Source organism: Pseudomonas sp. LTJR-52, from assembly GCF_003691465.1.
GTDB lineage: Bacteria > Pseudomonadota > Gammaproteobacteria > Pseudomonadales > Pseudomonadaceae > Chryseomonas > Chryseomonas luteola.
This window is the reverse complement of sequence record NZ_CP033105.1, coordinates 2,831,928-2,854,871: the sequence shown is the minus strand read 5'-3', so window position 1 is coordinate 2,854,871 and position 22,944 is coordinate 2,831,928. Positions and strand designations below refer to the sequence as shown.

The 22,944-nt window shown below is 55.8% G+C and carries 19 protein-coding genes and 1 tRNA gene; 12 read left to right on the top strand and 8 right to left on the bottom strand.

Features of this window, described 5'->3' with window-relative positions; genetic code table 11:
* Positions 1 to 38 precede the first annotated feature (38 nt).
* From EAW52_RS13385 to EAW52_RS13350, 8 genes are all read left to right on the top strand, one after another.
* Complete coding sequence (locus EAW52_RS13385) at positions 39 to 1,220, top strand: MFS transporter (protein WP_122042793.1); 1,182 nt, start codon at positions 39 to 41, stop codon at positions 1,218 to 1,220.
* On the top strand, positions 1,180 to 1,797 hold the full coding sequence (locus EAW52_RS13380; protein ID WP_010798002.1) for a methylthioribulose 1-phosphate dehydratase: 618 nt from the start codon (positions 1,180 to 1,182) through the stop codon (positions 1,795 to 1,797). The genes EAW52_RS13385 and EAW52_RS13380 overlap by 41 nt, the downstream gene beginning before the upstream one ends.
* Complete coding sequence (locus EAW52_RS13375) at positions 1,794 to 2,345, top strand: acireductone dioxygenase (protein ID WP_122042791.1); 552 nt, start codon at positions 1,794 to 1,796, stop codon at positions 2,343 to 2,345. Before EAW52_RS13380 ends, EAW52_RS13375 begins: the two co-directional genes overlap by 4 nt.
* Positions 2,342 to 3,025, top strand: coding sequence for an acireductone synthase (gene mtnC, locus EAW52_RS13370; protein ID WP_122042790.1), 684 nt, complete (start codon positions 2,342 to 2,344; stop codon positions 3,023 to 3,025). Before EAW52_RS13375 ends, mtnC begins: the two co-directional genes overlap by 4 nt.
* Before the next feature lie 94 nt (positions 3,026 to 3,119).
* The gene (locus EAW52_RS13365; RefSeq protein WP_122042788.1) at positions 3,120 to 3,335 is read left to right on the top strand and encodes a PLD nuclease N-terminal domain-containing protein; all 216 of its coding nucleotides are present in this window, start codon (positions 3,120 to 3,122) and stop codon (positions 3,333 to 3,335) included.
* 102 nt (positions 3,336 to 3,437) lie between these two features.
* Entirely contained in the window at positions 3,438 to 4,298 is an 861-nt protein-coding gene (speE, locus tag EAW52_RS13360) for a polyamine aminopropyltransferase (RefSeq protein ID WP_122042786.1), read from the top strand.
* A gap of 250 nt (positions 4,299 to 4,548) precedes the next feature.
* The gene (locus EAW52_RS13355) at positions 4,549 to 4,884 is read left to right on the top strand and encodes a ribonuclease E inhibitor RraB (protein WP_122042784.1); all 336 of its coding nucleotides are present in this window, start codon (positions 4,549 to 4,551) and stop codon (positions 4,882 to 4,884) included.
* A gap of 150 nt (positions 4,885 to 5,034) precedes the next feature.
* Positions 5,035 to 5,922 carry an AEC family transporter gene (locus EAW52_RS13350; protein ID WP_010798008.1) on the top strand — a complete coding sequence of 296 codons (888 nt, stop codon included), beginning with the start codon at positions 5,035 to 5,037 and terminating at the stop codon, positions 5,920 to 5,922.
* A 356-nt stretch (positions 5,923 to 6,278) separates the two neighbouring features.
* Here the strand turns inward: EAW52_RS13350 and EAW52_RS13345 are convergent, their stop codons facing one another.
* On the bottom strand, positions 6,279 to 6,974 hold the full coding sequence (locus EAW52_RS13345; RefSeq protein ID WP_122042782.1) for a crotonase/enoyl-CoA hydratase family protein: 696 nt from the start codon (positions 6,972 to 6,974) through the stop codon (positions 6,279 to 6,281).
* A 200-nt stretch (positions 6,975 to 7,174) separates the two neighbouring features.
* Between EAW52_RS13345 and EAW52_RS13340 the strand changes: the two genes are divergently transcribed.
* Positions 7,175 to 7,264, top strand: a tRNA-Ser gene (locus tag EAW52_RS13340).
* 83 nt (positions 7,265 to 7,347) lie between these two features.
* Here the strand turns inward: EAW52_RS13340 and EAW52_RS25965 are convergent.
* Positions 7,348 to 7,632, bottom strand: coding sequence for a hypothetical protein (locus tag EAW52_RS25965; protein WP_162997641.1), 285 nt, complete (start codon positions 7,630 to 7,632; stop codon positions 7,348 to 7,350).
* A 430-nt stretch (positions 7,633 to 8,062) separates the two neighbouring features.
* On the opposite strand from EAW52_RS25965, the gene bcsE reads away from it, so the two are divergent.
* The 3 genes from bcsE to bcsG all read left to right on the top strand — a co-directional run bounded on the left by bcsE (position 8,063) and on the right by bcsG (position 11,596).
* Positions 8,063 to 9,628: a cellulose biosynthesis protein BcsE gene (gene bcsE, locus EAW52_RS13335; protein ID WP_122042781.1), complete on the top strand. Its 1,566-nt coding sequence runs from the start codon at positions 8,063 to 8,065 to the stop codon at positions 9,626 to 9,628.
* The gene (locus tag EAW52_RS13330; RefSeq protein WP_122042779.1) at positions 9,618 to 9,821 is read left to right on the top strand and encodes a hypothetical protein; all 204 of its coding nucleotides are present in this window, start codon (positions 9,618 to 9,620) and stop codon (positions 9,819 to 9,821) included. The genes bcsE and EAW52_RS13330 overlap by 11 nt, the downstream gene beginning before the upstream one ends.
* Before the next feature lie 89 nt (positions 9,822 to 9,910).
* Positions 9,911 to 11,596, top strand: coding sequence for a cellulose biosynthesis protein BcsG (bcsG, locus tag EAW52_RS13325; protein ID WP_122042778.1), 1,686 nt, complete (start codon positions 9,911 to 9,913; stop codon positions 11,594 to 11,596).
* Positions 11,597 to 11,644: 48 nt separating this feature from the next.
* Here bcsG and EAW52_RS13320 read toward each other — a convergent pair whose 3' ends face one another.
* The 6 genes from EAW52_RS13320 to bcsQ form a co-directional block, all read right to left on the bottom strand.
* A complete protein-coding gene (locus tag EAW52_RS13320; RefSeq protein WP_122042776.1) occupies positions 11,645 to 12,685 on the bottom strand; it encodes an NADP-dependent oxidoreductase in 1,041 nt (346 codons plus the stop codon).
* A 132-nt stretch (positions 12,686 to 12,817) separates the two neighbouring features.
* On the bottom strand, positions 12,818 to 16,273 hold the full coding sequence (bcsC, locus tag EAW52_RS13315) for a cellulose synthase complex outer membrane protein BcsC (RefSeq protein ID WP_122042774.1): 3,456 nt from the start codon (positions 16,271 to 16,273) through the stop codon (positions 12,818 to 12,820).
* A complete protein-coding gene (gene bcsZ, locus EAW52_RS13310; RefSeq protein ID WP_122042773.1) occupies positions 16,261 to 17,364 on the bottom strand; it encodes a cellulose synthase complex periplasmic endoglucanase BcsZ in 1,104 nt (367 codons plus the stop codon). Before bcsZ ends, bcsC begins: the two co-directional genes overlap by 13 nt.
* Positions 17,365 to 17,369: 5 nt before the next feature.
* A complete protein-coding gene (gene bcsB / locus EAW52_RS13305; RefSeq protein ID WP_122042771.1) occupies positions 17,370 to 19,625 on the bottom strand; it encodes a cellulose biosynthesis cyclic di-GMP-binding regulatory protein BcsB in 2,256 nt (751 codons plus the stop codon).
* Between the two features lie 14 nt (positions 19,626 to 19,639).
* The gene (bcsA, locus tag EAW52_RS13300) at positions 19,640 to 22,216 is read right to left on the bottom strand and encodes a UDP-forming cellulose synthase catalytic subunit (RefSeq protein WP_122042769.1); all 2,577 of its coding nucleotides are present in this window, start codon (positions 22,214 to 22,216) and stop codon (positions 19,640 to 19,642) included.
* Positions 22,213 to 22,944 (bottom strand): cellulose biosynthesis protein BcsQ, encoded by a 732-nt coding sequence (gene bcsQ / locus EAW52_RS13295; protein ID WP_122042768.1) that lies wholly within the window; start codon positions 22,942 to 22,944, stop codon positions 22,213 to 22,215. The genes bcsA and bcsQ overlap by 4 nt, the downstream gene beginning before the upstream one ends.

The window sequence follows — 22,944 nt, the reverse complement described above, 5'->3', positions numbered from 1 at the left end:
CCGGCCTACGCGGGCACTGCATGAATACACGTGAGTCAATGCCGATTCCTTATTGGCGTCTGTCCAGCTTCTATTTCTTCTACTTCGCCTTGCTGGGCGCAACGGCGCCGTTTCTGTCGCTCTACTTTCATCATCTGGGGTTTTCCAGCGAGCATATCGGTCAACTGGTCGCTATTCCCATGCTGATGCGCTGCCTAGCGCCCAATCTCTGGGGGTGGCTGGGCGACCGTACCGGTAAGCGGTTGACCATTGTTCGTTTCGGCGCCTGCTGCACGCTCATCTGCTTTGCGGGAATCTACCTCAGTCATAGCTACGCCTGGCTCGCCCTGGTCATGGCGGCCCATGCGTTCTTCTGGCACGCGGTGCTGCCACAGTTTGAAGCCATTACCCTGGCACACCTGCGTGAACAGGCTTCTCTGTATAGCCGCATTCGCCTCTGGGGATCCGTCGGGTTTATTGCAGCAGTGGTAGGGCTGGGCAAGCTGTTCGAGCATTTCAGTCTTGATCTGTACCCAGCCGGCCTGCTGGTCATCATGGCCGGTATTGTCATAGGCAGTATCTGGGTTCCGTCGCCTCTTGCGGTAAAACTGGAAAACAGCGGAAGCGAAGGCGGACTCATGGGTTGTCTGCGTCAGCCGGGCGTCATGGCTTTTTATTTGGGGGCCTGCCTCATGCAGCTCTCCCATGGGCCTTATTACACCTTTCTAACGATACACCTGGAAAACCTGGGTTATGCTCGCGGCACGATCGGTCTCTTGTGGGCAGTAGGGGTTGTGGCGGAGGTGCTGATCTTTTTGGTCATGCCTCGTTTGTTGACCCTGTTCAGCCTGAGACAGGTACTTGCGGCCAGCTTTCTGCTTGCAGCGCTGCGCTGGCTGCTGTTGGGTCATCTTGCCAATCACCTGGGGGTTCTGCTCTTTGCCCAGGTCATTCATGCGGCTACATTTGGTTGTTTTCATGCATCGGCGATCCATTTTATCCAGCGCCGTTTCGGAAACAGACATCAAGGGCAGGGGCAGGCACTGTATGCTGCACTGTCGGGAACCGGAGGCGCCTTGGGGGCGTTTTACTCCGGTTATAGCTGGCAGGTGTTGGGTCCTGCCTGGACATTCGGCTTCGCCAGCCTGGCAGCGCTGGTGGGGGCATGCATGATCATTACGCGTTTGGAAGATCGACATCATGATGAATCATCGGGAGCTGCTGGCGCAGCAAATCATTGAGGCGGGTCAGTTTCTCTACAGTCGGGGATGGTCTCCAGCAACCAGTAGCAATTACTCTGCCCGGCTGTCCGAGACCCGCGCGTTGCTTACAGTCTCAGGCAAGCACAAGGGACAGTTGGGCCTGGATGATGTGCTCGTAACGGACCTGGAAGGTAATAGCCTGGAGCCTGGCAAGAAGCCGTCGGCCGAAACGCTGCTGCATACCCAGCTGTATCGATGGAAGCCGGAGATTGGCGCGGTGCTGCATACGCATTCGGTTAATGCCACGGTTCTGTCCCGGATGGTTGCCGACGAGGCGCTGGTACTGCATGACTATGAGCTGCAGAAGGCCTTTAGTGGTATCACGACCCACGAGGGCAGGGTACTGGTGCCGATCTTTGAAAACGATCAGGACATCGCCCGGCTTGCCACGCATGTTCAGACATGGCTCGACACGCATCCAGACTGCGTGGGGTATTTGATTCGTGGTCATGGTCTCTATACTTGGGGGGCTCGTATGAGCGATGCCTTGCGCCAGATCGAGGCGTTCGAGTTTCTTTTCGAATGTGAACTTAAAATATTGAGTATCCGGACATGAGCCGCCTGACTGTCTACCATGAGTCCCATCCCGAGCAGCCCAACAAGGTCCTGACCCAGAGCGACCATATCGCGGCAACGCTGGCCGAAGTAGGCGTTCGATTCGAACGCTGGCAGGCCACGGCGCCTGTAGCGCCGGGGGCGAGCCAGGAAGAAGTGATTGCCGCATATCGTCCCGAGATCGATCGTCTTATCCATGAGCGCGGCTATCAGACCGTGGATGTGATCAGCATGAAGGCTGATCATCCTCAGAAAGCCGAGCTGCGCGCCAAATTTCTAGACGAGCATCGTCATGCAGAGGATGAGGTCCGCTTTTTCGTGGCCGGGCGTGGCCTCTTTACCTTGCATATCGGCGAATATATCTATGCCGTACTGTGCGAGAAGAATGACCTGATTTCAGTGCCCGCCGGTACACCGCACTGGTTCGATATGAGCGAAGAGCCCAACTTCGTTGCGATCCGGCTGTTCAATAATCCTGAGGGATGGATCGCCCAGTTCACTGGGGAAGACATTGCTTCCCGTTTTCCACGCCTGGAGGCAGATGCATGACCATTCGCGCTATCCTGACCGATATCGAGGGCACGACCAGCGCGGTCAGCTTTGTCTTTGATGTCCTGTTTCCTTTTGCGGCCAAGCATCTGCCGGGCTATGTGCGTGAGCATGCTCAGGAGGTGGCAGTGGCAGAGCAGCTGGATGCGGTGCGCGCCGAGGCCGGGGAGCTGACTGCCGATACCGAGCGCGTCATCGAGATTCTGCTGGGCTGGATCGCTGAGGATCGCAAGGCTACACCGCTCAAGGCCTTGCAGGGCATGATCTGGGCACAGGGCTACAAGACCGGCGAGCTGAAAGGGCACGTCTATCCGGATGCCGTCGAAGCCCTTCGGCGCTGGCATGCGCTGGGGATTGCGCTTTACGTCTATTCTTCCGGCTCTGTGCAGGCGCAAAAGCTTATCTTCGGTTGTTCCGAGGCTGGAGACCTGACGCCGCTGTTTTCCGGCTACTTCGATACGATGACCGGAGGCAAGCGTGAAGCCGCTTCCTATAGCCGTATCGCCAGCGCAACTACGCATCAGGCAGATGAAATTCTCTTCTTATCGGATGTTGTCGAGGAGCTGGATGCTGCCCGGTCTGCGGGTATGAAAACCTGTGGCCTGGTTCGCGAAGGCGGCGAGCTGGCCGGTCACCCTTGCGTGAAAAGCTTTGCTGAAATCGACCCTCTGACGCTCTGACAAAAGGGATATCAGCGACATTCGGTCGTTTAAGGCGAACTACCGCCTCGGGTGCGCAGTCCCAATTTTACCGGAACTGAATTGGAGAGCACCCATGATTAACTCAACTATAGGCGGTGTCATCGGTTTCATCGTCTTCTTGCTGGATATCTGGGCTATCGTCAGCGTCATTCGCAGCGACAGCACCAGTAACAAGAAGATCTTCTGGGCACTGCTTATCATCATTCTGCCAGTCGTGGGGCTGATTGCCTGGGGGCTTGCGGGTCCTCGCGGAAGTACGTCCGTATCGGCGCCAACGCATAAAGGGTAGTAGAACGCGTCTGGAGACCGTCACGTATTGCCCTTACAATGCCCGCCTTTTCCAGGGCGGGCGTTTTCCGTTCCGCCCATCCGAGGAACGGGAGACCTCTCAATGAAAGATTATCTAGAAACCTTGTATGACGGCTATGGCCAACGCTTTCGCATGGACGAGCTGCTTCATGAGGTTCGTACCGAGCATCAGCAACTCGTTATTTTCAAGAATGCCCGCATGGGACGCGTCATGGCGCTGGACGGCGTAATCCAGACGACCGAAGCCGATGAGTTCATTTACCACGAGATGCTTACCCATGTGCCGTTGTTTGCCCATGGTCAGGCCAAGCGTGTCCTGATCATCGGTGGCGGTGACGGCGGCATCCTGCGTGAAGTGGCCAAGCACAAGAGTGTCGAGCACATCACCATGGTGGAAATTGATGCGGCCGTGGTCGACATGTGCAAAACCTATCTGCCCAATCACTCCAATGGCGCATTTGACGACTCGCGTCTCAACCTTGTCATCGATGACGGTATGCGCTTCGTAGCAAATACCACTGACCGTTTCGACGTGATCATTTCCGATTCGACCGATCCCATCGGCCCGGGTGAAGTACTGTTCTCGGAAAACTTTTATCAGGCCTGCCATCGCTGCCTGAGTGAAGGTGGAATCCTGGTCACGCAGAACGGCACGCCCTTCATGCAGCTTGACGAAGTGAAGACCACAGCAAGCCGGGTCAACGGGCTCTTTGCAGACTGGCATTTCTATCAGGCTGCCGTACCGACCTACATTGGCGGCGCGATGACCTTTGCTTGGGGCAGCCGAGACGCTGGCAAACGCTTCGTGCCGGTAGATACCCTACGCGAACGGTTCGCAGTCTCCGGCATTGTTACGAGCTATTACAATGCCGACATCCATATTGGTGCCTTTGCGCTGCCTCAATATGTACTAGGCGCCATTGGCAAGACTTCCAACGCCTGATACCTTCGGAAGGTGCCCTGTGATCATTTGCAGGGCACGCACCACTCGTCGCTATCCAAGGAACCGGTGCCGCCTCAAAGCTCTCTTTTAGTTGTGTGCAATGCTATACGTCAGGCGGTTGTGTTGGCGTTCTTTTAGTTGAAAGGGCTCTGCGGGTGGCTTCGCTGATACCGGCGATCACCGTTGCAACGCCTCTATCACGCTCTATCGCATTAACTAAAAATTCCATTCAATGAGCAGGAGGTGCCCTATGCCTTTAAACATCTCCGATGATGTAAGCCTTACTGTGCTCCGGCAGATGAAGGAGGGTGGTTTCGACTTCTCACGCATACATCCCATCGATTTCTTCGCTATTTTTCCTGATGAAAAACAGGCCCGAGAGGCCGCATGTCAATTCAAGGGAGAGTCGTTGAACGCTCAGATAGTCCCGCACGAAGAGGGTGGGTGGCACTTACAAGTCAGTAAGGTCATGTTTGCTACCTATACGACAATTGACGATTTCGAGTCTGATCTTGAGGCCGTCGTCAGTCCTCTTGGCGGAACGTTGGATGGCTGGGGCGTAACCCAGGAAATCAGGAGGACCTGATCCTGACGTCGAGGCATGGCCGTTCGTGTCATGCCTCATTTTAGTTTCTGCCACATGCTCCGTTTGATCTCACGTCCTGCGATACCGATTTACTACTCCCCGTTCCTGCCCAAGAGGGCATAATGAACCCTTGATTCAGGGGAGAAAGGCATGCTGTCAGAGTTATTCGCGGTCATGGCGCCTGTGCTCATTGGCGCAGGTATCGGCTATTTCTGGAAGCGCTGGGGCTATGAATATCCCACTGACTTCATCTCCCGCCTGGTCTTCAACGTAGCCTCTCCCTGTCTGGTCTTGGCGACACTGGGGCATGCACACATCGACAAGCACAGCTTTGGGCAAATGGCCCTGGCCTGCGTTATTATCTGCGCGATCATGGGGTTGGCAGCCTATGGGCTTGCCCGAGTCTTCAAGCGAGACTGGAAGGTATTAGCCCCGGCATTCATGTTTCCCAATGTAGGCAACATGGGCTTGCCGGTGTGCCTGTATGCGTTTGGCGAGCAAGGCATGACGCTGGCCGTGGCATTTTATCTGGTCTTGTCGATCGGTAATTTCAGTTTAGGGATCTTCTGGATGTCCGGCGAGCGCTCGCTCAAGATGCTGTTGGGTAATCCCATTATGATTAGCGTAGCGATTGCGTTATCGCTCATGATGCTCGATGCCCAACTGCCGCGCTGGATTGCCAATACCGTCGACCTCATGTCCGGCCTCGCCATCCCGCTCATGCTTATTACGCTGGGCGTGTCACTGGCCAGCATACGGCCACAACACTTGGGGTCCGGCTTCCTATTCGGCGGAATCCGGTTATGCCTGGGTGCTCTTGTGGGCTGGCTGGTAGGTTGGGCGCTACATCTGCCACCTCTGGCCCATGCTGTCCTCGTCACCCAGTCATCCATGCCCGTAGCGGTTTTCAACTATCTCTATGCCCTACGCGCTAACCGGTCTCCCCAGGAAGTAGCCAGTCTCGTATTGTGCTCAACCATACTGGCGTTTGGGTTCTTGCCGCTGATGCTGGCATGGTGGCTGCCTGCCACAGGATAATCAGCCTCCCAGCAGGCGGGTCAGGTTGGGAAGTACAAGTACGATGGTGGTGATGATCAGCACAAGGCTCGCTTGCCGCCACTTGGGTGTCGGTTCTCTTAACATGACTCAAGCCCTTTCTTCTTATAGGGAGAAGCTCGATTGCTCTGTCGGCATTTATTATGGCCCTCGCAAGGGCCATATCACATTGAGTCGAGACTAGGTCGCAAGTTACAGCCTGTTTAGATCTAAAGCTTTTCTAAATCTCTTACTTAATGGTGTTTAGCGATTAAAAGGAGCGCTGTACAGCGTCTTTTCACTGTTATAGACACGTTTCACAGAGGTTTCGTGACAGCGTGCCGTTTGTCTGATGATTGTCAGGCGCGGCCGAAGTGTTGGACGTCCAGGGCGATAGCGTTATCCAGTGCGGACAGTAATGGCGCTCTGGCCTTTACCTTCGTATTCCCATGGGCTGACATGTTGAGCTTGCTCAGGCGCATAGCGGCGCGGTGAACAGCGTCTTCCAACGCTTCTGGCGCTACGACTTCATCCAGAAAGCCTGCTTCGACAGCCGCTTCAGGTGAAAACATTTCAGCACCAATCACGGCTCGTTGAAAGGCGGGACGGGGCAACCGGTCGCGTGCGATTTCAATACCCGCCTGATGCATTGTCATACCAATGGCGACTTCGTTCAGCCCTATGGTAAAGGCGCCTTTGACGCCAATCCGGTAGTCTGCCGACAGTAACAGGAAGGCACCTTTGGCAACGGCATGACCACCGCATGCAACTATCACGGGGAAGGGGTGGGACAACAGACGACGTGACAGACGAGACCCCATTGTGACTAGGTCGATCGCCTGCTGCGGGCCGCTCATCATGACCTTCAGATCGAAGCCCCCGGAGAGGATTCCCGGTTGGCCTGTAATGACCACAATGGCTTTGTCCTTTTCGGCCTGATCGAGAGCCTCGTTCAGCGCATGGATAACAGCTGGCGAGAGCGCATTGACCTTGCCGTTATTCAGCGTAAGCGTTGCAACAGGGGATTCATAGCGATAAGAAACAAGTGCGTTCATGAGTGAGCCGTTGTCGTTATTAATATTGCGGTGAACGTAACGACTGTTTCGAGTCACGTAAAGCCGTTTGGTTGACTGCCTGGTCACGCATGAACTGGGCTTTCTGATTTAAATGCATGAATACATTAAAAAAAATTTGCCATTTCAAAACTACATGGATATAGTAGCGCACCTCAACGACGCAGACGTTGAAAAATTCTGGTGAGGTGTCCGAGCGGTTGAAGGAGCACGCCTGGAAAGTGTGTATACGAGAAATCGTATCGTGGGTTCGAATCCCACCCTCACCGCCAGATTAACAAAACCCCTGAGAGCGAAAGCTCCAGGGGTTTTGTGCATTCTGGGTGAAATTTCTGCCGAATATACGGGCAGGATGTCAGCGTTTTAGATACCGAGCGCTTGGGGCGTAAGTTGCGAGTGTCAGATCTGGCAGGCAGGGTTCGCTGAAAGACGGTGGTTTACGAACTTCACGCTCTATATCCGTTAGCACAGTGTCCATCAGCAAAGGGTTCTGGACTTGCGCTGAGGTCAGCTTCCAGGTGAGCGGAGAATTCCCCGTTACGGGAGCTGCAGTAATGGTCAGGCTACCATCGCAATCGACCACTGTATTGACCTGATAGCGTCCAAGCGAGAGATCCGACAGGTGAAGAAGTGACTTCATGATCAAAGAGCAGCGTTTTCCGTGATGAGTATTAGATACGGAATTTCCTAAACATTCCCGCACGGCTTGACCGTTTGTCAGATCTTTTTTTCCTGTCTTACGTCTTGATTTAGATCAAGAAAGAGGTTGTTTCACCGACGCTGTTGACTCAAGCCGCAGCGTGTCGTGGCGACATGTCCGCCGCGACTTGCCTTTTATGGCCAAAACTTCTGATGGCCTGAAGGCTGTACGGGAAGGATGGTGGTAGGTGCGGTTATGAGGTCGCTGCTTAATCGCTCGACTGTTGTTTGCCAAGTTGTTGGCTATTGAAGGGCTAGGCTGACTTTTTCCCCTGGGTACTGTCAAAAACCGGGATTGTAGCGTGTGGCCAACTGGATGTTCGCTGGGTTGTCTGCAATGCTGTGTTTATCTTCAGGCAAAGGCGAACAGTTTGCACATCGCTATTCATTCCCTACCTCAACAATATGGCCATATGCGCCAGCCTGGTCTGTACTGGTTGTTGGTCAACCAGGCTCTGGTGGCCGATACGTTGCTGCTGTCAACCCTCTATGAACAGGCTTCGGACGTATCGTCAATTTGCGTATTGCCTGACCGGCCCAAGGACAGCTGGATCGACGTTCTGCTGGCTCATAAAACTAACGTCCGGTTTTATACGCTAGCTGAACAGAACCATGAGCGCTGGCTGGAGCGGTTGACCGAAGAGCTTGAATGGTACGGCAGGTTGGCCGGCCGGCTGATAGTGGTGCAGTACGATGTTCGCCAATTGGACAGTCTGACCGAGGCTGCGCTGAAAAAGCGGCTGGCTCATCTGGCCGGATGGGTCCGTAAGCACAAGGTTACATGGCTCATGATTGGGGTGGGAGATGGTGTCCAGCAGCGGACACGTCTAGCGCCGCTGAGTGATGAGTTATCCGGCCTGGGTGAAATGGAGCGCCATGCCTTTCATGTGCATTACCATATTGATCACTGGCGTAGCGGGGAGGGTGGCGTTTTTCATGCTGACTTCTCACTTGAGCTGAGTGAGTCCGGCCTGCGACTGGCCAATGCCGCTGATGTGGAGGTATCTACCAGTAACCGTGATGACGAGGTGGTTCTGGCCTGGCGAGAATGCCTGGCAGGTCGACAGGCACCCTCCCGACATTGGCAGCTGTTTGACTCACTGGAAGATCTGCTTAATGCAGCCCATGGCGCCCATGCCGCTACGGTAGTGCTGGGCATTGCAACTGCGGGCAAGGTAGAGGAACTCGCAAGACAGATCCATGGCTTACGCGCTGCCCGAGGCAATCGGCTCAAGATTGTGATTCGTGAAATCAGTCAGTGTCTTCGCCACGTGGATGAACGGCTGTTCTTTTCAGCGGGTACCAACCTCGTTGTGCCGTACCTGAACGATGTATCCCGTTTCTTTAGTCAGTTGCAAAGTGTACAAGGACAGATTTATCGGCGAACGGGCGATACGGACTTCGATAAGCTCCTGCAGGCATTACGTCCCCAGTTCATGCGTGGCTATGTGGCAGCAGAGACCTTTATTGGCAGTGTACAGGCCGAACTGGAGCGCATCGTACAGGATGAGCTGCCCGGCATGGTATTAAAGCTCAAGCCCGCCCATGGTCTGACCGCTCTGGATCTATTGGCACAGTGCGACATGAAGCGTCGTGGCGATTTCGTGACGGTGGTCGAGCAAAGCTTGTACCTGTATCTGTTTGCGTGTCGCCTCAATGATATCGAACCGGCCTTGCGAAATATTTTTCGTGTTTCTGTCGATACGCTGGCATCGAGTATCGAGATTTATGACAGCGCCGAGCGGTTGGGGCTGGAGCTGAGTCGAATGAATGCGCTACCGGCCCAGCATGACTATACGGATGACCTTGCCTTCCGGCTCAAAGGTATTGCCGAGCCGGCTGACATCAAAGATGTCTCTCCCGAATCGGGTGAGCCACAGCCGGTATTGAGGCGTGTTTCGCTTATGGTAAAGAGGACTGCAATCCATGAGCGATGAGCTGTTTCACTACGCCGTTATTCTGACCGGCATTCTGGCCTTTCTGGCGGGTTTTTTGCTGCGCTCGGCTTGGAAGGCCATACTGGATTGGATATTTCACAAGACACAAAGGCCTCGTTACCTGAAACCCTCGATAGAGCTTAAAGGGGGCAAGATTCGTGATGGCGAGACAAAAGGGCGGGGTAATCAGTAAACCTGACGGACGTTTATGCTCCGTCATCCATTCGACTACGCCTCGCTATCGCCTTGAGCGGGCAGGACGCCTTGATTGAAGATGTGTTTATGACCGATAGACCACTGCTGCCGCCACCCACCGCGCTTCAATACTGGCGAGGGTTGGGCTTCTGGAATTATTACTTCCTCACCAAATTCGTGCTGTTCTGGCAAGGCCTGCTAAATTTTCATGCGTTGGAGAATTTGGCCTTTGCGGCTTTTCTGTTGGTGCCGCTGCCGCCGGTATGGCTGCACCGTCTTAGGCATGTCGTGGCGATTCCCATTGGCGTGTCGCTTTATCTATATGACACTTGGCTACCCCCTGTCAGCCGGCTCTTTGCCCAGTCTGCTGAGATATCGGCGTTCAGCTTTGACTATATCCTTGAGCTGGTAGGGCGGTTCATTAATACTTCCTGGCTGGCCGCAGGTCTCGTGCTGTTGGTGGGGTACCTGTTCTTCAGTCAGTGGATACGTTTCACGGCGGTAACGGTTGTAGCCTTGGTAGCGATTCTGATTGCTGGCCAGACAACCTTCTGGCGTTCATCAAACCCTGCCGCGGGACCAACACTTGTAGACGTCCCAACCACGGCTGTACAGCCTGGAGGACAGGCGTCGCCTGTGCCCAGGCCGGTGGCGGGCGGAACGGTAGAGGCAACCGATGCCAATCTCAATGCAACACTCAGTGATTTTTATACCCATCAGAGCACTCTGGTCAGCCAGTTCCCTCCAGCTCTAGGTAACGACGCGGCCCCCTTTGACGTGCTGATCCTGAATATCTGCTCGTTGGCCTGGGACGACATGGAGGATGTCGGACTCAGTCAGCATCCGCTCTGGAACAAGATGGACGTGCTGTTTGATGACTTCAATTCGGCCGCTACTTACAGCGGACCAGCTGTATTGAGGCTGCTTCGAGCGAGCTGCGGCCAGTTGCCTAATGCCGGGTTGTATCAGCCTGCCAGCAAACAGTGCTTTCTCTTCGAAAATCTCAAGCAGTTGGGTTTTGACGAGGCCATGGTCATGAACCATACCGGTCGCTTCGATAATCTGATCGGGCAGGTTAAAGACAACGGTGATATGCAGGCGACTCTTTTCCCGTTTGGGGACTTGAGGCCCGTCATGACGGGCTTTGATGGCTCGCCCATTTACCGTGATGGACAAGTGCTCTCCAAATGGTGGCAACAGCGACTAGACAATGCGTCAGCGCGCGAGGCGATGTTCTATAACACGATCTCGTTGCACGACGGGAATCGGGTCATTGATCCAACGTCTGGCAAGACGGTCACGGCAGAATACAAGCCGCGTCTGCAGAACGTACTAGATGACCTGAGCGGATTTATTGATCGCCTCCAGGCTTCTGGAAAGCCGGTTCTGCTGGTGATCGTGTCCGAGCATGGCGCCGCATTGCGAGGAGATCTCATGCAGATCAAGGGAATGCGAGAAATTCCAAGCCCTACCGTGACGCACATTCCGGCCGGCGTCAAACTCATCAATGCCAAGGCGACGTTGAGCGGGGCGCCTGTTCATATCCGTACGCCTGCCAGCTACTTTGCGTTGTCGGAATTGATTAATCACCTGGTGGATGGCGCTGCCTGGAAAAATCCGAATTTCGACCTGAATGCCGTCATTACCAGCCTGCCGCAGCTGGATCATGTGGTGGCGGAAAACGAAGGCAGTGTGATGATGCGTTTCAACAACACGCATTATTTGAGGCTGGATGGTAAAAGCTGGATCAAGTATCCGGAGCGGGGGAAGTAAGCGAGAAAGGCCAGTCGTAATGTACGGCTGGCCTTTCTGGCGCTAGCTTCAGTCGTTGCCGACCCGGACGACCAGCTTGCCAAAGTTCTTGCCTTCCAGGAGGCCCGTAAACGCGTCAGGAGCATTCTCCAGGCCGTCCACGATCTGTTCGCGGTACTTGATCTTGCCTTCGCTTACCCAGGGCGTCATGTTTTCCAGGAACTCACCGTAACGGTCGCCATAGTCCATGGTGATGATGAACCCTTGCATGCGAATGCGCTTGTGCAGGAACGTAGCCTCCAGCATCGGGAGGCGATCCTTGCCGTCCGGCAGATCCTTTGGATCCTTGTTGTAAGTGGCGATCAGACCGCACACCGGTACGCGTGCCTTGGTGTTCAGGAGAGGCAGAACCGCATCGAATACCTTGCCGCCTACGTTTTCAAAATACACGTCGATACCCTTAGGGCAGGCCTTGGCCAGTGCCTCGGCAAAATGCTCACTCCGGTGGTCGATGCATTGATCAAAGCCCAGGGCTTCTACGGCATGCTGGCATTTTTCGGCTCCGCCCGCGATGCCTACAACGCGGCAGCCCTTGAGCTTGGCAATCTGTCCCACCGTCGAGCCAACGGGACCGGTGGCCGCGGCAACCACAACGGTTTCACCCTCCTTGGGCTGTCCAATATCAAGCAGCCCCATGTAAGCAGTAAAACCAGGCATTCCAAGAACGCCCAATGACCAAGAGGGATGCTCCGGGTTATCGCCGAGCTTGTTGAGATCATCGCCATTGGAGACGGCGTAATCCTGCCAGCCATTAGCAGCTAATACCCATTCGCCTTCCTTGTAATCCGGATGTCGGGAGCTTTCCACGCGGCAAACCGTGCCCCCTACCATCACATCGCCCACTTGCATCGGATCGGCATAAGATTTCGCATCGCTCATCCGGCCCCTCATGTAGGGGTCGAGAGACAGGTAGACCGTGCGCAGCAATACTTCACCGTCTTTTGGCTCAGGGCGAGGCTCGCGCTCCAGACGAAAGTTCTCTTGCGTCGGTGCGCCTTGCGGGCGCGAGGCCATTACGATGCGGCGATTTTCGTTTTGGGATTGGGTCATGTCTCACTCCTGTGGATCATCCAGGGTCAGCGCTGTGCCTGTTCAACAAGAGCAGGCGGGCTGTTGGTTACAGGGAAGGGACTGACCCAGATGCCCAGGGTTCCTGAAAATCTCTTTCAGGCTGGCCTGGGTTTAATTGAACTGTGCATATTCCTGAAGTGGCTCGGGCGGCATCCTGAGATCGCCTTCCCAGGGAGCAAAACTGTAGCGCAGGTACACGAGTGCTTGGTTGGGTTTGTAGTCACTCCCCACGGAGCGCTCGATTCCGGCAGACGTACCGATGAACCAATTGGGCGAAAGACGACGCTCCAGCGAAAAGCTGGCTCGATAGCCAAGGCCTTTGCTGCGGCCTCCCGTCAGTACAGGATTTCCTGCTTCGCGCTGCCAGGCGGACTTTGTCGGGAAGTAATCCGCATCATCCTCTTTCACCCACGAGTAGCTGGCTGATGCTTCGGCGTAAAACGACCAAGAATCCCAGCGTTGCGCAAAGTTGATCGGGACAGAGTAGGACAGGTATTGCTGTGGGCTATAATAGCCTCCCTGGCCGAACGTATAACCGCTCAGGTTTTCCTTGAAGTGCCAGTACATGACGTTACTGCCAACCCGCAGGCGTCGATTGGGCTCGTCGATCAGGCGAAAGTAGATTCCGCTCATCAGGCGCAGGCGATCATTGCTTTCCACGTTTTTACCAGTCAGACGATGAGCCTGCAGGCTCGACCAGATGCCATAGAAGCCGCCCTGGTCGTAGCTCAAACCAAGCGATACCCCATTGGTGCGGACGCCGCCCCAGGTTTTGCCTGTGCGAGGGTCTTCAGTACCTGCATAGGCCAATAAGGACGTGGACAGGGCGCGGCGGGAAATATCCATTGTCCAGCCAAGGGGCTCAAGATCGCCGCTCAGGCGTACGCCTCCCACGATATCCTGTACTGGAAACCCCAGGGGAGTAGTACCTACGTCCCACTGGGTGTCTTGCCCACGCCAGCCAACAGCCAGGCTGGTACCTTGGGCGCGTTGGTTGATATGCCCGCGACTGCATTCCTCACGGGTCTGGCAGAGGGCGACACTTCCAAAGTTGTTCTGCTCAAGAATGTTTCCCAGGCTGCCATTATCCATCGTAATGGTTTCCGCCCGGAAAAAGCCTTTGCCATCCCTGAGGGGATGATCAGCTTCAAAGCGTAGATCATGGGCCTTGAGGTCCGATATACCCGGTGTGCCTGAACTGTCCCATGCGTCATACTGCAGTGTCGCAGTAGCGGTCTGCTGTTGATAAAGCTCAGCGGTATCGCTGCGAATGCTGCGGTTGAGCCAGTCGTCATCAGGTTGTACTCGGGTTTGCCGGGTGAACTGCGCATCGTTTTGGCCCGGATCGCCCATGTTGCTTGTGCGCATGGCCTGGCGATAGCGATCAAGCGCCAGGTCCGGCTGTTGATTGCGCCTGGCGAGCCGCGCCGCGTCGCGCCATAGGAGCGGATCACGGGTCTCGACCTCCAGCGCGGCATTCATGTAGGCAGCGGCTTTCTCCGGCTCTCCCAGTTCCGACCACAAATTGGCCATTCGACGTTGTTGTCCTGCAGTGGCTGCTTTGGAGGACAGCTCGGCCAGCTGGCGCCGTGCCTGGATATCAAGGCTCTGCTGATGGGCAAGCTCTGCCAGGCTGAGTCCGGCTTCTATATTGTCAGGCTCAAGTACCTGAGCTGCACGGTAATAACGTTTGGCCTCGTCAGGATGTCCACCTAATACCGACCACTCGCCCAGCAGGAGAGGAATACCCGCTTCCTTGGGAAAGCGCGTACGTGCCTTTTCAAGCAGGGCGGTCGCATCCTGGGTGCGGCCCTGATTGTTTAAATCGCGCGCTTGAGCCAGGGTCAGGCCGTAATCCAGTCGATAGGCAAGGCTGTGCATGTCCTCACTCCACTGGTTGGCAGGGACTTGTCGCAGGCTACCAAGCGCCCGTTGCGCCTGGTCCTGACTGTCGAGAAAGAGCGCGTGGGCGTACCGCAGGACCGGATCAGTGGAGCGTTGACGCAGCTGATTTGCAAAGGCGTCTTCTGCCTTTGGATTATCCAGTGCTGCGCGCGCTCTGGCAAGGTTATAGGCCAGCCAGGGATCCTGCGGCTGCAGCTCAAGGGCTTCTGTCAGCTTGTGTTCAGCGGTTGCCCATTGACCTTTGGCGGCATGGGCATCGGCCTCGCGCGACAAGATGTTCGCCCGAATCCGGTTTAGCTCAGGTGTATAACGTTGACGCTGATCCTGGGGAAGGGAGGCGATGAGAGATTTGGCCGTGTCGATCTGGTTTTGCTGAAGGTAAAGGTTGATGAGGCCGCGTAGTGCTGGACCGTTTCGACGGTCATAGGCCAGCGCCCGCTTGTAGGTCTGCTCGGCTCTGTTCGTATCGCCCTGCGCTGCATAAACGTCGGCAAGACCTGTCAAGGGCTCTACAGCACGTGGCTGCAGTCTGGCAGCGTTCTGGTAGGCTTTTGTCGCTGCAGTGTAATTGCCTGCACGCAATGCAGCATCCCCGTCATTGAGGGTTGCCCAGAACTGGGCTGTTGCAATCAGGCTCTGCCATTGGGCTCGCTGGTCGATGTTCTGCTCGTTGGCCAGGGCCCGCTGGTAAAAGGCTAACGCTTCCTGATGCCTGCCTTCCCGTTGCCGTAGTCTTCCCAAGCTGCCTAAAGCGTCAGAATCATTGGGGAAGCCCTTGAGGGCCTGCTGCAAGGCGCGCTCGATAGCGGCATGGTCCTGCGAGTCTTGCTCCAGGAGCTGCTGCGCCCTCTGCTTGGCTCTGAACGCTGGGTTTGCCAGCAGCTGTTGTTGCGCGGCCAATCCCTCGTGGGCGATAGGAGCTGCATCCGGGTAGGACTCAAGGTAACGCTTCCAGAGCGTGACAGCCCGATCTTCAACTGGCATTCGCTGGAGCTGGTCCAGCCATACTGCAGAGGCGCCCTGGCGGGCATAGGGGTCCTGACTGAGCTTTTCCAGATCCTTGTAGGCTTCTGGATCATACGGATTCAGATCAAGTCGCTGTCTGACCAGCGCCAGCCGATAATTGCCACTTTGCGGATAGCGATTTACCAGTGATTGAATGCCCTGTAGGGCTCTGGTATGACCCTGCGGCGTATTGGCAACCGCTTGCCAGTATTCCAGCTCGTATTCCGGCGACGGCAGGCCTGGCTTGAATAGCTCATCGTATAGCTTCAGGGCTTCGTCATAGCGCCCCGCCCGCGCGAGCAGCCTGGCTTGAAGAAGCTGCGCTTTTTTTTGTGGCTGGTCGAGTTCGATATCAAGCCGTACCAGACTCAACGCCTGCGAACCTGGAGCAACCTTCTCCAGATGTTCCAGTGCGGCCTGTGCTTCCTGCGGCTTGTTCTGTCTTAACTTCAGGCGGGCGAGGGCAGCCAAGCCTTCCGGATGATCAGGTGCAATTTTGAAGAGGCGGTAAAGGCTGTCTTCGATCAGGTCATCTTTGTTACGCGCCTCGCCAGCCCTGACTTGCGCCATTAGCCGATCCTCCGGCGTAACGGGCCCCTCGGCCTGGGCCGACAGGCTAACCAATAGAAGAGACAGCAGAACAATCAGCGTGGGCATGCAGCGGTATCCGGCAACTGCAATTCACCATGAACGTTGAAGCGGAAGCGACCTTCTTGCCAGCCTCGTCCAAACAGCGACAGGACATTGCCATAATAGGCATCTGCCTCGAGCGGCTCCTGCTTCAGACGGGTTAGCTGAGCGTCGAGAGCCGCCTTGTCACCAAGGCTTGCCAGAAGCGGAAGTACAGCCGCCGAGAAGCCTAAAGGCCCGCGGTTTTGAGTAGTCCCTGTCTCGGCATTGACCTCTTCGGGCGGGTAGCCCCGTTGCGAGACATAAGTCTGCATGGGCTGGAAGCGCGAAAGCAGGCTGTCTCGGCCGGCTGACCCAGGTGCTTGCATACCCGCCCACAGGTAGACGCGAATGGCATTATAACTGCCTTGCCAGTTGCTCCGTTCGGAGCCATGCCAGGCACCTGAGCGCCAATCAATCCAGTCGGGTGCAAAGCCTTTGGGTGCGGTTTCGTTCAGCAGCCGCAGCGTAGGGGAAATCATGCCTTGCCAGGGGCCTTCCGGATGCTTGTATGCGAAGCTGCTGAGCAAAAAGAGCGGCGTGTAGCTGGGATTTAGCGTCCAGCTGTCCTCGTCGGTAAAGCCCACCGGGGCGGGCAGAAGCATGGGACCAAACCCGTCGATTCGCGCGACTTCCTGCTTTTCGATCTGCTGCAGAAGCCGATTGGATAACGTCTGGTAATTGTGAATCCGCCAGAGGCGCGAGGCTTCCTGAAGGCTGTAGGCGATCCAGAGGTCGGCATCAGAGGCGGCGTTGTCATCCAGTATTTGAAAGTTGCCGTTTTCCGCACGCCCCCAGAGCCAGGCGGGCAGGTGTTTGGAAAAGTCTCCCTGGCTTAGGTTGCCCTGCGTCCAGTTGACCAAACGCTGAAACGTGGTTCGGTCACCTGCCACCAGGGCGAAAAAGAGCGCGTAGGATTGCCCCTCCGATGTCGTAATTGCGCGCTCGTCGCTGCGATCAATCACCCTGCCATTTTCGATGAACCCGCGCTTGAAACTTTCCCAAGCCGGCCACTGGCAGGCAGCCGAGACGGGGCTGGCGAGGCTGATCAGACAGAGGGAGGCAAGCACTTTTTTCATGAAGGTTACTCCTGTTCCTGCAGGCGACGGCGCGCCAGCCAGCGGAGGACATTCCAGAGCAGGGCAGCCAATATCAGTGTGGTCACGATTGCAATGAATGCCAGTAGCAGTGGATGTGCGGACAGGTGATACCAGAGAAGCAGCCACCAGGGCAGGCTGCCTACGTAGTAAGGCTCCCCTACGATATGACTGTCGATCCGGTCTCCGCGGAAAAGACTGACAGACCCGGTGACATTCTCAAGCCCGGTATTCTGGCTCAAGGCCTCTTGCAGCTGCTGATAGCTGTTTTCGCCATAACCCATCAGAGCGACTACGCTACGCGAGCTGGCGTATGGGGATTCAAATCCGACCAGCGCCGAGATCGGCCCCGACGACAACGTCTGCAACTGTGTGTCTGCCATGGCAGACCCAGTGTCCTGTAGCGGTGACTCAAGGCGGGATGTCTTGCGGTTGGGCAGCATGAGCGACGTTCGGGTCTCATCCACGAACGCTGTCATATTCTTGTCCAACTCGGTCCGAGCCCGCTCGGGAATTTCACCTATTATCAGAACGTCGCGTTCGCCTTTCTTTACGGCTGACCAATCATCACCAATGGAGACCTGTGTCGCGGGATAGCCTGTAATGGCCCCCATGCGTCCCATCAACGTAAACAAAAGGCCTGTCTGTTCCGGCGTTGGCTGCGAGGGCATCATTACCTGCGTCTGGGATAGATCGGCAAGGCGAGTAAAGGGATATCCGGCACTGACAAAGGCGCGTAGATCGGGCATGGCCTTGTAGTGATAGAGCGAAGAAAAATCAATGGTCGAGTCCGGATCGATTGCGGCCTGAACATTGAGCGGAAGCGTCGTGGTGCAGCTGGTATTGTCGCCATTGGCCGGGAAGGCGCCGAAAGAAAAATCAAAACGCAGCTCATTGCGAGCCCCTAGCTTGAGTGACGGCACTTGAAAGCCGGTACTGGTCCCTAGCAGATTTTCGTTAAGAATCGGCAGATTAACACCGCCCATGCTCTGGTTGGCATTCTTGCTCAGCGTAAAGGCCTTGATGAACTGGTTGTTGGCGTTGACCGTCAACAGGGCTGTATCGTCACGGAGCGGGGGCGTGTAGCGGTATTTAAGATCCAGCGGGATACCGCGATTACGCCACACGAAGAGGTCCGGCGGAATATTGAACGCCAGCGTAATCGGTCGCGGCACCATGCCGGTGACTTCCAGCTGATTGGGATAATCCATTAGCTCGCCCAATCGAGTAGGGCGATCCAGTGAAACCCAATTTGGGGCATCGTAGGGTTGACGAGGTGCCAGGGTTTGCAGAGAGTCCACGGTAGTGGATTGTCCGCGTAGCGTAACAGCGCCCAAGGCGACGGCTTTCGCTGCGGTCAGCAGGTCGTTGTCGTCGCGTCCAAGGATCAATAACAGCTTTCCATAAGGATTTTGCGGATTCTCGACAATCTCAATGGTCGGTGCTGTCACCTCCGCATGGCCTTCAATCAACGCAGGCAACTGTGCATTCGTTGCAAACACAACGGCATTGCCTTGGATGGGCAGGTGTCCAAAAGAAGTCGGGAAGCTGGCGCCTCGCCAGCCGCTCAGCGTTCCAAACCAGGAGGCTATCACCGCGCCGGCGGTCTGCTGGGCACTGTTGGGACGATTTGCAAAGATGAATGGAACGCTCAGGGCCGCCGGGTCGCGCTGATCGAAAAAGGGCTCTGGTAATTTGGATAAGTCATTCTGGATCTTTAGTGCCTGAGTGCTCAGGATTAACTGGCTTTTCGCGCTGAAGTCAACCCACAAACTGGAGTGCAACGGGTCTTCACAAATAGGGGCGTAATGGCCGACCAGCTCAAAGCGCATGTTGTTGTAATCAGAAATAAACTGGGCATCGAGCGGTAGATCCCGCGTGATTTCCTTGCCCAGATCCGCCTGATTGATAGGCAATACCCCCATCAACTCATTGTTCAGATAGACTTTCAGGTGTGACTGCACCGGTATCAGTGCCGGCGAAGGGGTATACACCAGATGGAGTCGAGCGCCTGTGACGACCTCATCGCTACGTAACCCGAACGATGCGTAGAGATTTCTCAAGACATTACGGGTCGTCAGGTTTCCCGCTGATGAGATCTGATTGAAGCCCAGCTGCCGTTCCTGCACTGGAGGAACGGCAGGTCTGGTGTCGGGAGCAGGCGCAACCGTAGGCGCCGCGGTAGTCCAGGGGGCGCAGGCCAGCAGAGCCGCTGCGATGAGAAAGCGGATTACGCCTTTCATGCTTATCCTTGCTGTTATGTTCGTTTTGGCGGTAGGACAGGGGTTACAGGTATGAACGACACGAGTTTCTCCACCAGCCACACCGAGCCCTTGATAAGAGGACGGGAAAGCCTGGGGGAGTGCTGCAGCATGCGTTTATAACCTGATAATCCGACCCGGATAATGGCCAGGATGCTGCGTAGCGGACTGTCTTGCACGAAACTTTCCTGCCATTGGGCCCAAGTGTCGGCACGTGCAAACGTACATTGCACAAAATTGATGCGTGTCTGAACATCCATCGGTTCAAGCTCTAGCCCTGCCACCCGGCCTCGCTGGTTCCGAACGCGAGTGGCAAAGCTGTACTCCTCAAGGCCGCGCTTTAGTTGCAAAAAGATCTGCTCGTCCGACTTGAGGTCCAGCTCTGGCGGCAGCTCCAGGCCCACACCGCCGTCGGAGTAGTCCGTCAGCGTACACGCATAAACGTGGCCGCCCGTCAGACGTATGGCGGCAGGTAGTCTCAAGTCGACGCGATGGGTGCGACGAACCTGACGAACTTCTGCGGCAACTGCAATGGCGCCTCCGAGGATAATCAGGTTATAGACGGTCCAGAGCATGCTGATGATGACAGTGCCTTGTTCGACGGCTGGGCCGGTAACGTAACGATAGACACCAAACAGCAGGCCTACCACATTCAATCCAGCCAGGAACAGAAAGGACTTCGAGATCGTCCAGTCAAAGACGTTTTCCTCAACCAGTCCCCCTTTAGCCGTTACGTTGAATTTACCCTTGTGCGGATTGATCAGTGCCACTGTGGTAGGCCGGGCGATGTACCAGGACAGCACCGTTTCGTAGATCTCGCTCCAGAAGGAATAACGGTACCGACCCTGGATGCGCGAATTGGTAATGCTGGCATGGGCGATGTGAGGCAGAACGAACAGCAGAATCAGCAGCGCCGGGGCATACAGGATATACGCATGCAGGATCAGGAAGGCCAATGGTGAAAGCAGGTAGATGAGCCTGGGTACTCCGGCGAGAAAATGCAGCATTGCGTTGCAATAGCAGAGTCGCTGCGGAAGCGAGAGGCCTTTGCCCATCAGCGGATTGTCCAGGCGGAAGATCTGCACCATGCCCCGTGCCCAGCGAATTCGCTGGCCGATATGGGCTGAGAGGCTTTCGGTGGCGAGGCCGGCTGCCTGGGGAATACGAATATAAGCGGACGTCCAGCCGTTGCGGTGCAGACGCAGGGACGTGTGAGCATCCTCGGTTACGGTTTCCACGGCGAAACCACCAATGCTTTCCACGGCGGTGCGCCGCAAAATGGCGCAGGAGCCGCAGAAGAACGTGGCGTCCCACATGTCGTTTCCGTTCTGGACCAGACCGTAAAACAGGGTGTTCTCGTTTGGCGTACGCCGGAAATTACCCAGGTTGCGCTCGAACGGGTCTGGCGACAGAAAATGGTGAGGCGTCTGCATAACGCCCAGCTTTGGGCTTTTCAGGAACCAGCCCATGGTCATCTGCAGAAAAGAGCTGGTCGGAATATGGTCGCAGTCAAAGATCACCAGGAAATCACCTTTGGTGACTTTCATGGCCGCATTCAGATTGCCTGCCTTGGCGTGGCGATTATCCGAGCGAATCAGATAGTGCACCCCAACTTCCGCGGCAAACTGGCGAAATGACTCCCGTTTACCGTCATCAAGAATGTAGATGTTCAGCTTGTCTTTTGGCCAGTCGATACCCAGGGAGGCCAGTACCGTCGACCGAACGACAGACAGGTCTTCGTTATAGGTGGGAATATAAATATCGACCGAAGGCCATTCGGCAATGTTGAGGGGGAGCGGATAGGGCTTGCGATCCAGCGGCCAGATTGTCTGGAAGTACCCAAGGATCAGTACCAACCAGGAATAAGTTTCTGCCAGCAACAGGAGCAGGCCGCAGATGACATCCAGCGGATTTTCCCAGTTTAACGTCTGCGTATAGCGCCACCAGAAATACCGACACGATACAAGCAGCGAAAGGATAATAAGCGCTAACGTCGGGAAGCGCCCCGGCATCTTGCGAATGACCATTGCCAGCGCCCATAGCATGGCGATAAAAACGATCTGCTGGCCGATCTCGAATGGCTGCGTTACGCAAAGCAGCAAAAGCGGCGTGGCAATAAGCGCAAAGGCACCACCTAAGATACATTTCGTTCTAACCGAAAGAGACGACCAGGTCTCTTCTTTCAGCGTAGCGAGTGGCAAACGTTCCGGCAGACGTGCGGCTGAACGATAGAGGCGACGCCGATGTTCAAGCAGGGCAGGAAAACGTTGGAAACCCTTGGAGAGAGCAGCCAGGTAATCGGGACCTTTGCCATTGACGGGCCTGACCAGAATCAGCCAGATACTTTGCATGACAGTTCTGAGAGGATTGCCCAGGCGCCGCGTGGATAACTGAGGGTACAGCGCACGCCAGTTGATGGCGACCCATTGCCAGGTGGGGCGCTCGAATCGCAGGAATGTCCAGCCCAGTAGCCACAATGCCGTCATCAGTAAGGCAACCGGCGCGCGATGGCGCTCGCGGCTCTTGTGGTAGTACAGCGAAAGCCAGGATTTGGCAGCCGGTGCCAGGATCATGTGGCGCCTGCCTGCGCCACGCTCCATGTAGCCAGCGAGAGGAAGTTGTGGCTGGCCAGAGAGGCCGGAGCGCTATCTGCTAGCGGCCGCTTCAGGGCCAGGGCCTCGCGTACAGCTTCATCCTCGTGGATGATGGTTGAAATCAGTGTCCTGCCCAGGACCAGGCGCCAGAGTTGTATGAGATCCCGAGAGAGCTTGTAAGCGGGTTGGTAACGGTTCACCAGCCAGAAGCGGTTGGGTGTATTCAGCTGGCCGACCAGTGATTGCTGATTAATCAGGGCATGGCAGGCAGGATCGGCCTGCACGATTTGAATCCATTGCAGGTCCGTAATCTGACCTAGTGCCTCGCGAAAGCTCGAGTGCTGTGGCACGTCGAAAATCACATAGGTATCGTCCGGCATCGCAAGTGCGCGCAGGGATGTGGGCAACCAGTCTGCAGCCAGCTCATGTAGATGGGAAAGCGAGGTCGGACGACCAAAAGGCAGCAGCCAGATGTGCTCCTTATAAAGGAAAGCGGTGCTTTGCCAGGGGTAGCCTTCGGCGAGAGCCTGTGCCCATCCGGCATCCTCTGTAACGGATAAGCCAAAGTGCAGTCCCAGTAGATTGCTGGGGCAAAGATCAATCAGCAGAACATGCTTCTGTAAGGTGGCTAGACTGGCCGCCAGGCCTGCGGCTACTGAGGTGGTTCCACAGCCGCCCCGTATTCCCTGGACGGCTATAACGTGCAT